Below are 13464 nucleotides of genomic sequence, written 5' to 3'. Positions count from 1 at the left end.
ACCGGCGCAGGCGGCACGCCGAAGCGCGGCCCGGCACGCGGTGGCCGTCACACCGCCGGAATCACCGCCGACACCCGAAAACCCCCCGCATCCGTCGGCCCCGACACGAAGACGCCGCCCAGCGCCACGACCCGCTCCCGCATCCCGAGCAGACCGTTGCCACCGGACGGCAACCGTGCGGCGTACGCCGACGCGGGCTCCGGCGGCGGCTCGTTCTCCACCTGCATCGCGATCTCCGACACCCGGTGCGCGAGCCGCACGTGCGTCTTGGCACCCCCCGCATGCTTGTGCACGTTCGTCAGCGCCTCCTGGACGACGCGGTACGTGGTCTGCTCGATCTCGGCCGCGTACGACCGCGTCTCCCCCTCCACCGACAGATCCACCACCATCCCAGTGGCGGCCGACTGCCCGATCAGCTCATCCAGCTCGGACAGACACGGCCCCTCCTCCTCGGCCGCCCGCGAGGCCGCGGCCGCGGCGGCCGCTCCCACGGCGGCCAGCGGCACCGACGCCTCACGCCGGTCCGCACCCTCCCCCGACCGCAGCACGCCGAGCATCTCCCGCAACTCGGTCAGCGCCTGCCGCCCCATGTCACCGACCAGCACCGCGTTCTTCACGGCCTTCTCGGGGTCCTTGCGCGCCACCGCCTGCAACGCGGCGGCGTGCACCACCATCAGGCTCACCCGGTGCGCAACCACGTCGTGCATCTCCCGCGCGATCCGCGTCCGCTCCTCGTTGCGCGCCCACTCCGCCCGCTCCTCCGCCCGCTCGGCGAGCAGCTGCAACTCCCGCTCGAGACTGTCGGCCCGCTCGCGCAGACTCTCCATCAGCCGGCGCCGGGCACCCACGTACAACCCGAGAAGAACAGGGGGAGCGGTCAGGCCGAGCGACGTGGTGATGGAGGCGAAGGGCACGAACCAGTCGCCGAGGGTCAGATCACCCCGGGCCATGTCCTGCCGGACCCGCACGAAGGTCACGATCATCGTGCCGACGAGCGACATCCCGGCCAGCGCTCCGATGACCCGGCGCGGCAGCTCGGCGGCGGCGAGCGTGTACAGGCCGACGATGCCCATCAGGAAGCCCATCTGGGCCGGAGTGATCGCGATCGCGACCAGGACGACCGCGATCGGCCACTTACGGCGCAGCAACAGCACGGAACCGGCCAGCAGACCGAACACGATCCCCGCCGACACCGGAATCCCCGCGTCCCGCGCGAACGGGATCCCCTCCGCGCCGCACTCCACCGCGGACACCAGCGCGAGACTCGCGTCGAGCACGGCACTGCGCCACCTGGACCACCACCACGGCCCGTTCACGGCCGTCGCGTGGTCTACCCCCGTAGTGGTCATGCGTCCAGCCTACGGGCGCGAGGGCTCGCTTTTCCGGTGAGTTTCGCCTACTTGCCCACACCACACTCCGTGACGATGCGGAAGCAAAACCGACCGATACCCCTCGAACTACTGAATCGCACACCGTTCGACCACGGAACCGATCATTCCGGCCGGACGGTATGCCCATGGAACATTCAGGTGGCAAGTACAAGTACGCCGACTTCGGGGGACTGCGGGAGCGGGCGGTCGCGCTGCGGCGCGCCGGGCTCAGCCGACGGCAGATCCGCGACCGGCTGCACGTCGACAACAACGACATCCTCAACCGGCTTCTGGAGGGCGAGCCGCCTCCAGAATGGACGAAGCGCCCGAACGCGAAGGACTACCTGAGGTACCGGGCGCGCGAGCTGCGGCTCCAGGGCTGCACGTACGATCAGATCCAGGTGGAACTGGGCTGCTCGAAGAGCTCGATCTCGCTGTGGGTTCGGGATCTACCGAGGCCCGAGCGCAAGCGCAGCCATGAGGAAGCGGCGGCGATCGCAAAGCGGGGGTGGGAGGCGAAGCTACGCATCCGCGAGGAGGAACGTCAGCAGACCAAGGACGCCGCGAAGCAAGCGATCGGCCGGCTTTCGGCGCGGGAACTGTTCTTGGTGGGCGTGGGCCTCTACTGGGCCGAGGGGAGCAAGGACAAGCCGTACGAGCGCCGCGAGAACGTGACATTCGTGAACAGCGACCCCGGCATGATTCAGGTCTTCCTGGCCTGGCTCGATCTCCTCGGAGTCGAGCGGGAGCGCCTGCGTTACAGCGTCATGATCCATGAGACCGCGGACGTGGCGGGCGCCGAGCAGTACTGGGCCGACCTCGTCGGCGCCGACCGCTCCACGTTCAACAAGACGACCCTCAAGAAGCACAACCCCAAGACCGTCCGCAAGAACGTCGGCGATTCCTATCGGGGTTGCTTGGTCATCAAAGTCCTGAAGGGTGCCGAGTTGTACCGTCGCATCGAGGGCTCCTGGTACGGCATAGTAGGGGCTGCGCGCACAGCCGATCTAGGGAATCGGGCATAGTGCGCAAACTATCCCGGGTCGTCTAAAGGCAGGACAAACGGTTTTGGTCCGTTGAATGAGGGTTCGATTCCTTCCCCGGGAGCGCTGAGTTCGGGTCCTGACCTACGAAGGTCAGGACCCGCTCTCATGTCCCCCACGAAACGCCCCGGTATCCTGCGGATGTCACCCCCACCCATCCAAAGCCGAAGGGCAACCCCGTGAGCGCCATTCGCCCGGCAGCCGTCGTCGTTCTCGCAGCGGGTGAGGGCACCCGTATGAAGTCGGCCACACCGAAGGTCCTGCACGAGATCTGTGGCCGTTCCCTGGTGGGCCATGTGCTCGCCGCCGCACGCGAGTTGGCCCCCGAGAACCTGGTCGTCGTCGTGGGGCACGCCCGTGAGGCCGTCACCGCGCACCTCGGTGAGATCGACCCGGGCACGCGGACCGCCGTGCAGGAGCAGCAGAACGGCACCGGGCACGCTGTACGGATGGCGCTGGAGGAGCTGGGCGGCACGGTCGAGGGGACCGTGGTCGTCGTGTGCGGGGACACTCCGCTGCTCACCGGCGAGACGCTGAACGCCTTGGCCGCGACGCACGTCGGCGACGGCAACGCGGTGACCGTGCTGACCGCCGAGGTCCCGGACGCGACCGGTTATGGGCGGATCGTGCGGGACGACGCGACCGGTGCCGTCACCGCGATCGTCGAGCACAAGGACGCCACCGACGCGCAGCGGGCTGTCCGGGAGATCAATTCCGGGGTGTTCGCGTTCGACGGGCAGTTGCTGGCCGACGCGCTGGGGAAGGTGCGGACGGACAACAGCCAGGGTGAGGAGTATCTGACGGACGTGCTGGGGCTCCTGCGCGAGGCCGGGCACCGGGTGGGGGCTTCGGTCGCGGGTGACCACCGGGAGATCGCGGGGATCAACAACCGCGTGCAGTTGGCGGAGGCCCGCCGGATCCTCAACGACCGGCTGCTGACCGACGCGATGCTCGCCGGCGTCACGATCGTCGATCCGGCCACCACGTGGGTCGACGTCACGGTCTCTTTCGAGCCGGACGCCGTCGTCCACCCGGGCACGCAGTTGCAGGGCTCGACGCACATCGGCCGGGGCGCGGAGGTCGGCCCGAACACCCGGCTGACGGACACGTACGTGGGCGCGGACGCGCGTGTGGACAACACGGTCGCGGATCACGCGCACGTGGGTCCGCAGGCGTCCGTCGGGCCGTACGCGTATCTGCGGCCCGGTACGCGGCTGGGGCTGAAGTCGAAGGTGGGTACGTACGTGGAGACGAAGAACGCCTCCCTCGGTGAGGGGACGAAGGTTCCGCATCTGTCGTACGTGGGTGACGCGACGATCGGTGAGTACACCAACATCGGCGCGGCGAGCGTGTTCGTGAACTACGACGGTCGGGACAAGCACCACACGACGGTGGGGTCTCACTGCCGTACCGGTTCGGACAACATGTTTGTGGCTCCTGTCACGGTCGGGGACGGTGCGTACACGGCTGCCGGGTCTGTGATCACGAAGGACGTACCGCCCGGTTCGCTGGCCGTGGCCCGTGGTCAGCAGCGGAATATCGAGGGTTGGGTGGCTCGCAAGCGCCCGGGGAGCGCGGCCGCGAAGGCGGCGGAGGCGGCGTCCCGGCAGGGTGAGGGCGAGGACTGACCGGAAACGGGCGCGTCGAACACGGCGTACCGTGATAGGTGCAGATCCGCACCCCACCAGCTGAGACGGCTTCTCGCGGCCAGCCGAGACGTCGTTCGACAGTTGGCTGAGAACCTCTGAGGAGACAGTGCTGTGACCGGGATCAAGACGACCGGCGAGAAGAAGATGATGTTCTTCTCCGGCCGCGCCCACCCCGAGCTTGCCGAGGAGGTCGCCCAGCAGTTGGGTGTCGGGGTCGTTCCGACGAAGGCCTTCGACTTCGCGAACGGTGAGATCTACGTCCGTTACCAGGAGTCGGCGCGTGGTGCGGACTGCTTCCTGATCCAGAGCCACACGGCTCCGATCAACAAGTGGATCATGGAGCAGTTGATCATGATCGACGCGCTGAAGCGTGCTTCGGCGCGGTCCATCACCGTGATCGTGCCGTTCTACGGTTACGCGCGGCAGGACAAGAAGCACCGGGGGCGTGAACCGATCTCGGCGCGTCTGATCGCGGACCTGATGAAGACGGCGGGTGCGGACCGGATCCTGACGGTGGATCTGCACACGGACCAGATCCAGGGCTTCTTCGACGGTCCGGTGGACCATCTGTTCGCGCTGCCGCTGCTGGCGGACTACGTGGGCGGCAAGGTGGACCGTGACAAGCTCACCGTGGTGTCCCCGGACGCCGGGCGGGTGCGGGTGGCGGACCGCTGGTGCGACCGGCTCGGTGCTCCGCTGGCGATCGTGCACAAGCGGCGCGACAAGGACGTGGCGAATCAGGTGACCGTCCACGAGGTCGTGGGTGAGGTCAAGGGCCGGGTGTGCGTGCTGGTCGACGACATGATCGACACGGGTGGCACGATCTGCGCGGCGGCGGACGCACTGTTCGCGCACGGGGCCGAGGACGTGATCGTGACGGCGACGCACGGTGTGCTGTCGGGTCCGGCGGCGGACCGGCTGAAGAACTCCCGGGTGGGCGAGTTCGTGTTCACCAACACCCTGCCGACGCCGGGTGAGCTGGGCCGGGACCTGGACAAGCTGACGGTGCTGTCGATCGCGCCGACCATCGCGAGCGCGGTGCGCGAGGTGTTCGAGGACGGTTCGGTGACGAGTCTGTTCGACGAGCAGTAGGCGTCGGGCGGGGCGGTCACCGGTCGCCCCTGGAGATCGTTTTGGGTACGGCCTCCCCCTCCGAGTAGACTTCTCGAGTTGCTCGGCGAGGGAGGCCGTACCCGTTTCACGCGGGTGTGGCGGTCCGTTATCGACGCGCTCTTCGTAGCAGGCCGTTCGTGGCCGGGTGACCACGTCCATATCTACCTCTGCGAGGAGTGATCAATATGTCCGAGGTGAAGATCGCCGCCGAGACGCGCACCGAGTTCGGCAAGGGTGCCGCCCGCCGCGTCCGTCGTGAGAACAAGGTTCCCGGTGTGCTGTACGGCCACGGTTCCGACCCGCTGCACCTGACCCTCCCGGGCCACGAGCTGCTGCTGGCGCTGCGTACGCCGAACGTCCTGATCTCGCTGGACATCGACGGCAAGACGAACGAGCTGGCGATCCCGAAGTCCGTGCAGCGCGACCCGATCAAGGGCTTCCTGGAGCACGTCGACCTGCTGCTGGTCAAGCGTGGCGAGAAGGTCAACGTCGAGATCCCGGTGCACACCGAGGGCGAGCTGGCGCCGGGCGGCAACCTGCTGGAGCACGTCCTGAACGCGCTGCCGGTCGAGGCCGAGGCCACGCAGATCCCCGAGTCCGTGACGGTGTCCGTCGAGGGTCTGGCGGCCGGTGCCTCCGTCCACGCCAAGGACATCGTCCTGCCGGCCGGTGTGACGCTGGCCGTCGAGGAGGACGCGGTGGTGCTGCAGGTGCTGGCCGCGCAGGCCGAGGAAGCGGTCGAGGGCGAGGAGACCGAGGGCGAGGAGCCTGCGCAGGCCTGACCTCGGGTTCGGCCGTTGCTGCCCTGGGCGTCCGTTTTCCGGGTGCCCGGAGTTGCAGGCCGTGCCCACTCTCCCCCACTCTCGGCTTCGCTCGGGCGGGGGCCCCATCGCCCCGGCGGAACGACTGCCCACAGCGGTATAGGCTCCAGCCGCTGCTCCCTTCGGAGGGGGCAGCGGCTGTTGCATTGAAGGAGAAGGACGTGACCACCCCGGCAAACGCCCCCTGGCTCGTCGTGGGCCTCGGGAATCCCGGTCCCGAGTACGCCATGAACCGGCACAACGTCGGGTTCATGGTGGCTGATCTGCTGGCCTCGCGGATCGGGGGGAAGTTCAAGCGGGCGGGCAAGGCTCAGGCGCAGGTCGTCGAGGGGCGGATCGGGCCGCCCGGCCCGGCGAACCGGCGGGTGATCCTGGCGAAGCCGATGTCGTACATGAATCTGTCGGGCGGTCCGGTGAACGCGCTGCGGGACTTCTACAAGGTGCCGGTGGCGAACATCGTCGCGGTGCACGACGAGCTGGACATCGACTACGGGACCCTGCGGCTGAAGCTGGGCGGCGGGGACAACGGGCACAACGGGCTGAAGTCGATGACGAAGGCGATGGGCGCGGACTACCACCGGGTGCGGTTCGGGATCGGGCGGCCGCCGGGTCGTATGCAGGTCGCGGATTTCGTGCTGAAGGACTTCTCGTCGACGGAGCGCAAGGAGCTGGACTACTTCGTGGACCGGGCGGCGGACGCGGTGGAGTGTCTGGTGATCGAGGGTCTTGAGCGGGCGCAAAGCTCGTACAACTCCTGACTTGTCCGTCTGCCGGGGCCCGTGGAGTTGACCGCTCGTGGCGGCATGGCCAATGATCCCGGCCATGCCTGCCTCAGCCACCACGTCCCGTCAGGCCCCGGTCGCCGCGTTGCGGTTCGGGCGGCTCGCCGCGATGGGCACGGTCGCCGCGCTGATTCTGTTCGCGGGGGTGTGGGGTTCCTGGGCGACCGCGCACAACGTGATGCTGACGAAGGGCCGGGAGACCGGGACGATCAAGGTGACGCGGTGCGCGGAGGACACGTGCTCCGGTCCGTTCACTCCGGGCTCGACGGGCGCGCGGGCGCGGGCGAGTGCGGAGATCGCGCACACGGTCGCGGTGCGCAAGGGGCAGACGTACACGGTGGTGGTGAAGCCGGGGACGGACGAGGTCGTACGGTCCGGTCCTGCGGGTGTGCTGTACTCATGGGTTCCGCTGGGCGGGGCGTTGTTGCTGGCCTCGGTCGTCGTGGCGGGCGGGCTCCGGCTGACGCGGGTGGCGTGGGTGCTGGCGGGGTCGGGCGTGGCGTTGCTGACGGCGGCTTTTCTGGCGCTCTGAGCCACCGTGCTCCCGGTCGCAACGGCACCGTGAAGATCCGGGGCGCCTCGACCGGCGAGGAGCTGTGAGCGTGTGAATGCCGGTGCCCCCGTGCTCGTACGAGGCACGGGGGCACCGGTGTGTCCGGGCGGGCGGGGTCAGCCGGTGTTGCGCAGGCCGGCGGCGACGCCGTTGACGGTCAGGAGCAGGGCGCGGGAGAGCAGCGGGTCGGGTTCGGCGCCCGCGGCGGCCGCGTCTCGCTGACGCTTGAGCAGGGCGACCTGGAGGTAGGAGATGGGGTCCAGGTAGGCGTCGCGGATGGTGAAGGTCTGCTTCAGGACCGGCTGGGCGTCGAGGAGGCCCGGTTCGCCGGTGATGCGGAGGACTTCACCCACCGTCCGTTCGTGTTCGGCGCGGATGGTGTCGAAGACGTGCTTCAGCTCGTCGGGGACGAGGGTGTCGACGTAGTGCTGGGCGATCCGCAGGTCCGTCTTCGCGAGGGTCATCTCGACGTTGGAGATGAAGTTGCGGAAGAAGTGCCACTGTTCGTGCATCTCGTCGAGGACGGTGTCGAGGCCGGCCTCGCGCAGGGCCTTGAGGCCGGAGCCGACGCCGAACCAGCCGGGGACGATCTGCCGCGACTGGGTCCAGCCGAACACCCAGGGGATGGCCCGCAGTCCGTCCAGGCCCGCGCCCGAGTCGGGCCGCCGCGACGGCCTGGATCCCAGGTGCAGGTCGGCGAGCTGGTCGACGGGCGTGGACGCGAAGAAGTAGGCGGGCAGGTCGGGGTCCTCGACGAGCCTGCGGTAGGCGGCGTGGGCGGCGTCGGAGACGACGTCCATGGCGGCGTCCCAGCGGGCGAGGGCCTCGACGGACTGGCGGGGTGCGGTGTGCAGGGCGGAGGCCTGCAGGGTCGCGGCGACGGTCAGTTCCAGGTTCTCCCGGGCCAGGGACGGCACGAGGTACTTGTCGGAGATGACCTCGCCCTGCTCGGTGACCTTGATCTCGCCCTCGAGGGTGCCCCAGGGCTGGGCGAGGATGGCGTCGTGGGAGGGGCCGCCGCCGCGGCCGACGGTGCCGCCGCGGCCGTGGAAGAGGCGCAGGCGGACGCCGTAGCGGTGGGCGACGTCGCGCAGCCGGCGCTGGGCGCGGTGGATCTCCCACTGGCTGGTGGTGATGCCGCCGAACTTGGAGGAGTCGGAGTAGCCGAGCATGACCTCCTGGACGTCTCCGCGCAGCGCGACGAGGCGCCGGTAGGAGGGGTCGGCGAGCATGTCCTCGAGGATGGTGTCGGCGGCCCTGAGTTCGTCGGTGGTCTCCAGGAGCGGCACGATGCCGATCCTGGCCCAGCCGGCGTGCAGGTCGAGCAGGCCGGCCTCGCGGGCGAGGACGGTGGCGGCGAAGACGTCGTCGGCGCCCTGGCACATGGAGATGATGTACGACTCGATGACCTCGGGTCCGAACACCTCGAGGGCCCGCTTGACGGTCTGGAAGACGCCGATGGTCTTCGCGCCCGCCTCGTCCACCGGTGCCGGGGTGGGGGCGAGCGGCCTGCGTGAGCGGAGTTCCTTGGCGAGGAGCCGGCTGCGGTAGTCGCGGGGCATGTCGGCGTAGCGCCAGGTCTCCTCGCCGAGGCGGTCGAAGAGCTGGCCGAGGGCGTGGTGGTGGGCGTCGGCGTGTTCGCGTACGTCCATGGTGGCGAGCTGGAGGCCGAAGGCGGCGAGCGTGCGGATGGTGCGGCCGAGCCGGCCGTCGGCGAACAGGCCGCCGCGGTGGGCGCGCAGGGAGGTCTGGATGATCCGCAGGTCGTCGAGGAGTTCGGCGGTGCCGAGGTAGTCGTGGCCCGGCTCGTGGGGGGTGCCCGTGGCGAGGCGGTGCTTGGTGTTGACGAGCTTCTGCCGGATGCAGGTGGCCTTGAGCCGGTAGGGCTCCTCGGCGTTGAGGCGCTTGTAGCGGGGGCTGATCTCGGGGAGGAGTTCGAGGTCCTTGGCCAGGGAGTCCAGCAGTTCGTCGGTGGCGCCGGTGTAGCGGATCGAGTTCGACAGGTAGCCGCGCAGCTCGTCGATCATCTCCAGGGCGTCGTTGATGCCGTGTTCGTGCTGGAGGATGAGGACGTCCCAGGTCACCTGGGGGGTGACGTTGGGGTTGCCGTCGCGGTCGCCGCCGATCCAGGTGCCGAAGGTGAGGGGGCGGGTGTCGTCGGGGAGCTTGAGGCCGACGCGTTCCAGTTCGGCGGTGAGGTCCTCGAGGACGTCGCCGACGGCGCCGGCGTGCAGTTCGTCGAGGTAGTAGATCGCGTTGCGGGCCTCGTCGGCGGGTTCGGGCCGTACGACGCGCAGCTCGTCGGTCTGCCAGACGAGGTCGATGTTCTCGGCCAGGCGGGTGTCGTGGCGGCGGCGGTCGGCCTCGATGACGGGGGTCTCGAGGAGCGCGGCGATGCGCCGGAGCTTGTTGAGGACCGAACGGCGCGCGGCCTCGGTGGGGTGTGCCGTGAACACCGGGCGGACGTTCAGGTGCTGGACGGTCTGCCGCAGGTGCTCGGGGTCGGCGTCCTTGAGGCGGTCGGCGGTGCGGGCGAGGAGGCCGCCCTCGGCAGCGCGGTGGGTGCGGGCCTCGCGGCCGCGGTGGACCTGCTCGGTGACGTTGGCCAGGTGGAAGTAGGTGGAGAAGGCACGGACCAGCTTGGCGGCGGTCTCCAGTTCCGTGCCGCGCAGCAGTTCGGCGGCGGCTTCGCCGTCCTCGCGGGTGAGGCGGCGGACCTTCTCGACGAGCTCGAGCAGCTCGGGGCCCTCCTGCCTCACGAGGGTCTCGCCGAGCAGGTCACCCAGCCGCCTGATGTCGGCGCGCAGCTCGCTGCTGGACGTCGTGCTCCGGGTAGTCAGGTCGTCGGCACTGCTCACAGGTGTGGCTCCTTGCAGTGTTGAAGCTCAGCTGGGCGGGAACCCGGCTGTCGACCGCGCGGCGGGGGCCGCATACGGGCGGGTCATCCGGGAAGAAAACAGAGCGGACCGCGCTGTCCGACCGATTCCAAGGATAGGTGTCCATGCGGACGCGCTGGCCCAAGGGCTCTTGCCGCCGTTCGGCGCGCTGCCATACTTACGTCGCCGTAGGTTACGGAAGCGTAGGGAAGCTTGGCTCGAGTCCCGTTCGGTTCCGCGCCCCGGCACCGACTCGACACCCCCGAAACCCTCGACCCCACAGGGGACGCCCATGACCACCGGTTCCGATGTGATTGACGACGCCCCGAAGTCGACCGACTCCCCGTTTCCGTCCGCCACGCTGGGCGGCGAGCAGAAGCGCTCGATCGAGCAGATCGCGCTGGTGCTGTTCATCACCGTGCCGTTCCTCGCGCTGCTGGCCGCTGTGCCGCTGGCGTGGGGCTGGGGGGTGAGCTGGCTCGACCTCGGACTGCTGGTCTTCTTCTACTATCTCGGCTGCCACGGCGTCACGATCGGCTTCCACCGCTATTTCACCCACGGTTCGTTCAAGGCCAAGCGGCCCCTGAGGATCGCGCTGGCGATCATGGGGTCGATGGCGGTCGAAGGCCCCCTTGTGCGCTGGGTGGCCGATCACCGCAAGCATCACAGGTTCTCCGACGCGGAGGGTGACCCGCACTCCCCCTGGCGGTTCGGCGAGACGCTTCCGGCGCTGATGAAGGGCCTGTGGTGGGCGCACATCGGCTGGATGTTCGACGAGGAGCAGACCCCGCAGGAGAAGTACGCACCGGATCTGATCAAGGACCCGGCGATCCGGACGATCTCCCGGCAGTTCGTCTACTGGACGATGCTGTCGCTGGCGCTGCCGCCGCTGGTCGGCGGGCTGGTCACCATGTCCTGGTGGGGCGCGTTCACCGGGTTCTTCTGGGGATCACTCGTACGGGTGGCGCTGCTGCACCACGTGACGTGGTCGATCAACTCGATCTGCCACGCGGTCGGCAAGCGGCCGTTCAAGTCGCGCGACCGTTCGGGCAACGTGTGGTGGCTGGCGGTCCTGTCGTGCGGCGAGTCCTGGCACAACCTGCACCACGCCGACCCGACCTCGGCGCGGCACGGTGTGATGCGCGGCCAGGTGGACTCGTCGGCGCGGCTCATCCGCTGGTTCGAGATGTTCGGCTGGGCGTACGACGTGCGCTGGCCGTCACGCTCCCGTATCGATTCGCGCCGTAACACCGGGGAAGGCGGCTCCCGGCGCGGGACGGAAAGCGCGAAGGCGGCATGATTGACGCCGTGGCGACCGATCCCAGCAGCACCCCCAGCAACGAGAAGCCGAGGCGCGCGCGCCGCACCCGTATGACCGGTGCCGAGCGCCGCCAGCAGCTGCTGGAGATCGGCCGCACCCTCTTCGCGGCGAAGGGGTTCGAGGGCACGTCGGTGGAGGAGATCGCGGCGAAGGCCGGGGTGTCCAAGCCGGTGGTGTACGAGCACTTCGGCGGCAAGGAGGGGCTGTACGCGGTGGTGGTGGACCGTGAGATGCGGCGCCTGCTGGAGATGGTGACCGGCTCCCTGACGGCCGGCCATCCGCGCGAGCTGTGCGAGCAGGCGGCCTTCGCGCTGCTCGACTACATCGAGGAGTACACGGACGGCTTCCGCATCCTGGTCCGCGACTCCCCCATCCCGCAGTCGACGGGTTCCTTCGCGTCTCTCATCTCGGACATCGCCACCCAGGTGGAGGACATCCTCGGCCGCGAGTTCAAGAGCCGCGGCTTCGACCCGAAGCTGGCCCCGCTGTACGCGCAGGCGCTGGTCGGCATGGTCGCGCTGACGGGCCAGTGGTGGCTGGACGTGCGCCGCCCCAAGAAGGCCGAGGTGGCCGCGCACCTGGTGAATCTGGCGTGGCACGGGCTCGACGGGCTGGAGCAGAGGCCGCGGCTGATCGGGCACCGAAAGTCCTAGGCCCGGTCCGATCAGACCCGGTCAGGCCTGACCGGGTTCCAGGAACTCCAGGCGGTTGCCGACGGGGTCGGTGGAGTAGAAGCGCCGGTGTCCCGGCAGGTCGTGGTCCCATGTGACGGGTGCGCCATGGGCCTCGAGCCGGGCGGCGTACGCCTCGATGCCGGTGACCCTGAGCCCCGGATGCGCCTTCTTCGAGGGCCTCCAGCTGCATTCTCCGCCTCCGGCGGGGGCATCCTCGATCCCCAGGTGCAGCTGCACGAGGCCGGCCTGGAACCAGCAGCCGCCACGGGAGGCGAGCACCGGCGGCTTGGGGATCTCGGTCATGCCGAGGGCGTCGACGTAGAACGTGCGCAGCAGGTCCTCGGAGCCGGGCGGGGCGGCGAGCTGGACATGGTCGAGGGCGGCGAGCATGCTCACGCCACCTGCTTGACGGCGACGGCGAACAGACGGCGGAACGGCAGGACGGTGCCGTACTCCGCGCCCGGGTACGCCCGGCGCAGCAGGTCCCGGTACTCGGCGACGAACGTGTCCCGCTGCTGGGGGTCGTCGGCCAGCGCGGTGAGCGCGGGCCGCAGTCCCGTGCCCTTGACCCAGTCCAGCACGGGGTCCTCGCCCTCCAGGACATGGAAGTACGTCGTCTCCCACACGTCGGCTGCGCAGCCGAGCCGGGTCAGCCGGTCGAGATAGACGCCGGCGTCGTGCACGGAGTCCTCGCGGCGCAGCACGTCGCCGAGGCGGGCCTTCCAGCGCGGGGTGGCGGCGAGTTCGCGCATGAGGGCGTGCAGGGGCGCGTCGATGTTGTGCGGGACCTGGAAAGCGAGGGCGCCGCCGGGGGCGAGGCCGTCCAGCCAGCCGGCGAAGGAGTCGAGGTGGTCCGGCACCCACTGCAGCGCCGCGTTCGACACGATCAGGTCGTACGTCCCTGTCGGTGCCCAGTCACGCAGGTCGGCGTGGGCGAAGTCGAGGCTGCCTCCGCCCGGGGTGGGGCCCGCGTGCTCCGCGAGAGCCTGGTCGAGCATCGCGGGCGAGTTGTCGTACCCGGTGATGTGCGCGGTGGGCCAGCGGTCGGCGAGGACGGCGGTGACGTTGCCGGGACCGCAGCCCAGGTCGGCGATGCGAGGCGGGTCACCGGGGAGGCCCGGGACGCGGGCTAGGAGGTCGGCGAAGGGACGTGCACGGTGGCCGGCGTGACGGAGGTACTGGGCGGGGTCCCAGGTCGGTGAGGTCATGTCGCCCACCTTTCCAGGGAATTAATCTCGACGTCAAGAGACTTGAAGTCAAGA

Annotated in this window: 12 protein-coding genes and 1 tRNA gene; 9 read left to right on the top strand and 4 right to left on the bottom strand. The window is 69.5% G+C overall.

The features are described 5' to 3' along the window. Nucleotides 1-47: 47 nt before the first annotated feature. Complete coding sequence (locus IEZ19_RS19215; protein WP_189312445.1) at nt 48-1349, bottom strand: sensor histidine kinase; 1302 nt, start codon at nt 1347-1349, stop codon at nt 48-50. A 167-nt stretch (nt 1350-1516) separates the two neighbouring features. Here IEZ19_RS19215 and IEZ19_RS19210 point away from each other — a divergent pair, with 167 nt between their 5' ends. The 7 genes from IEZ19_RS19210 (at nt 1517) to IEZ19_RS19180 (ending at nt 7310) form a co-directional block, all read left to right on the top strand. Beyond that, nucleotides 1517-2395, top strand: coding sequence for a hypothetical protein (locus IEZ19_RS19210; RefSeq protein WP_189312444.1), 879 nt, complete (start codon nt 1517-1519; stop codon nt 2393-2395). Nucleotides 2396-2406: 11 nt separating this feature from the next. Then, nucleotides 2407-2477 (top strand) — tRNA-Gln (locus IEZ19_RS19205). A 115-nt stretch (nt 2478-2592) separates the two neighbouring features. Then, on the top strand, nt 2593-4041 hold the full coding sequence (gene glmU, locus IEZ19_RS19200; RefSeq protein ID WP_189312443.1) for a bifunctional UDP-N-acetylglucosamine diphosphorylase/glucosamine-1-phosphate N-acetyltransferase GlmU: 1449 nt from the start codon (nt 2593-2595) through the stop codon (nt 4039-4041). A 132-nt stretch (nt 4042-4173) separates the two neighbouring features. Further along, nucleotides 4174-5154, top strand: coding sequence for a ribose-phosphate diphosphokinase (locus tag IEZ19_RS19195; protein ID WP_189312442.1), 981 nt, complete (start codon nt 4174-4176; stop codon nt 5152-5154). Between the two features lie 206 nt (nt 5155-5360). Further along, a complete protein-coding gene (locus IEZ19_RS19190) occupies nt 5361-5957 on the top strand; it encodes a 50S ribosomal protein L25/general stress protein Ctc (protein ID WP_189312441.1) in 597 nt (198 codons plus the stop codon). 200 nt (nt 5958-6157) lie between these two features. Continuing rightward, entirely contained in the window at nt 6158-6754 is a 597-nt protein-coding gene (gene pth / locus IEZ19_RS19185) for an aminoacyl-tRNA hydrolase (RefSeq protein ID WP_189312440.1), read from the top strand. Between the two features lie 52 nt (nt 6755-6806). Then, complete coding sequence (locus tag IEZ19_RS19180) at nt 6807-7310, top strand: hypothetical protein (protein WP_189312556.1); 504 nt, start codon at nt 6807-6809, stop codon at nt 7308-7310. A 137-nt stretch (nt 7311-7447) separates the two neighbouring features. On the opposite strand, the gene ppc is transcribed toward IEZ19_RS19180, so the two are convergent. Beyond that, nucleotides 7448-10189, bottom strand: coding sequence for a phosphoenolpyruvate carboxylase (gene ppc, locus IEZ19_RS19175; RefSeq protein ID WP_189312439.1), 2742 nt, complete (start codon nt 10187-10189; stop codon nt 7448-7450). Between the two features lie 310 nt (nt 10190-10499). Here ppc and IEZ19_RS19170 point away from each other — a divergent pair, with 310 nt between their 5' ends. Next, on the top strand, nt 10500-11507 hold the full coding sequence (locus IEZ19_RS19170; RefSeq protein ID WP_189312438.1) for an acyl-CoA desaturase: 1008 nt from the start codon (nt 10500-10502) through the stop codon (nt 11505-11507). Then, nucleotides 11504-12181: a TetR/AcrR family transcriptional regulator gene (locus IEZ19_RS19165; protein ID WP_189312437.1), complete on the top strand. Its 678-nt coding sequence runs from the start codon at nt 11504-11506 to the stop codon at nt 12179-12181. Before IEZ19_RS19170 ends, IEZ19_RS19165 begins: the two co-directional genes overlap by 4 nt. Nucleotides 12182-12202: 21 nt before the next feature. Here IEZ19_RS19165 and IEZ19_RS19160 read toward each other — a convergent pair whose 3' ends face one another. Both IEZ19_RS19160 and IEZ19_RS19155 read right to left on the bottom strand, forming a co-directional pair. Further along, complete coding sequence (locus IEZ19_RS19160; protein WP_189312555.1) at nt 12203-12592, bottom strand: VOC family protein; 390 nt, start codon at nt 12590-12592, stop codon at nt 12203-12205. A 2-nt stretch (nt 12593-12594) separates the two neighbouring features. Beyond that, nucleotides 12595-13410, bottom strand: coding sequence for a trans-aconitate 2-methyltransferase (locus tag IEZ19_RS19155; protein WP_189312436.1), 816 nt, complete (start codon nt 13408-13410; stop codon nt 12595-12597). Nucleotides 13411-13464 lie beyond the last annotated feature (54 nt).

This window comes from Streptomyces brasiliensis (assembly GCF_014647875.1).
Classification (GTDB): Bacteria; Actinomycetota; Actinomycetes; order Streptomycetales; family Streptomycetaceae; genus Streptomyces; species Streptomyces brasiliensis.
This window is presented reverse-complemented; position numbering and strand designations above follow the sequence as displayed.

What these genes read in the sequence shown, in the direction of transcription:
- IEZ19_RS19160 (WP_189312555.1), bottom strand. Translation starts at nt 12,592, where the DNA reads ATGCTCGCCGCCCTCGACCATGTCCAGCTCGCCGCCCCGCCCGGCTCC.
- IEZ19_RS19210 (WP_189312444.1), top strand. Translation starts at nt 1,517, where the DNA reads ATGGAACATTCAGGTGGCAAGTACAAGTACGCCGACTTCGGGGGACTG.
- IEZ19_RS19180 (WP_189312556.1), top strand. Translation starts at nt 6,807, where the DNA reads ATGATCCCGGCCATGCCTGCCTCAGCCACCACGTCCCGTCAGGCCCCG.
- IEZ19_RS19155 (WP_189312436.1), bottom strand. Translation starts at nt 13,410, where the DNA reads ATGACCTCACCGACCTGGGACCCCGCCCAGTACCTCCGTCACGCCGGC.
- IEZ19_RS19170 (WP_189312438.1), top strand. Translation starts at nt 10,500, where the DNA reads ATGACCACCGGTTCCGATGTGATTGACGACGCCCCGAAGTCGACCGAC.
- IEZ19_RS19215 (WP_189312445.1), bottom strand. Translation starts at nt 1,349, where the DNA reads ATGACCACTACGGGGGTAGACCACGCGACGGCCGTGAACGGGCCGTGG.
- IEZ19_RS19190 (WP_189312441.1), top strand. Translation starts at nt 5,361, where the DNA reads ATGTCCGAGGTGAAGATCGCCGCCGAGACGCGCACCGAGTTCGGCAAG.
- IEZ19_RS19165 (WP_189312437.1), top strand. Translation starts at nt 11,504, where the DNA reads ATGATTGACGCCGTGGCGACCGATCCCAGCAGCACCCCCAGCAACGAG.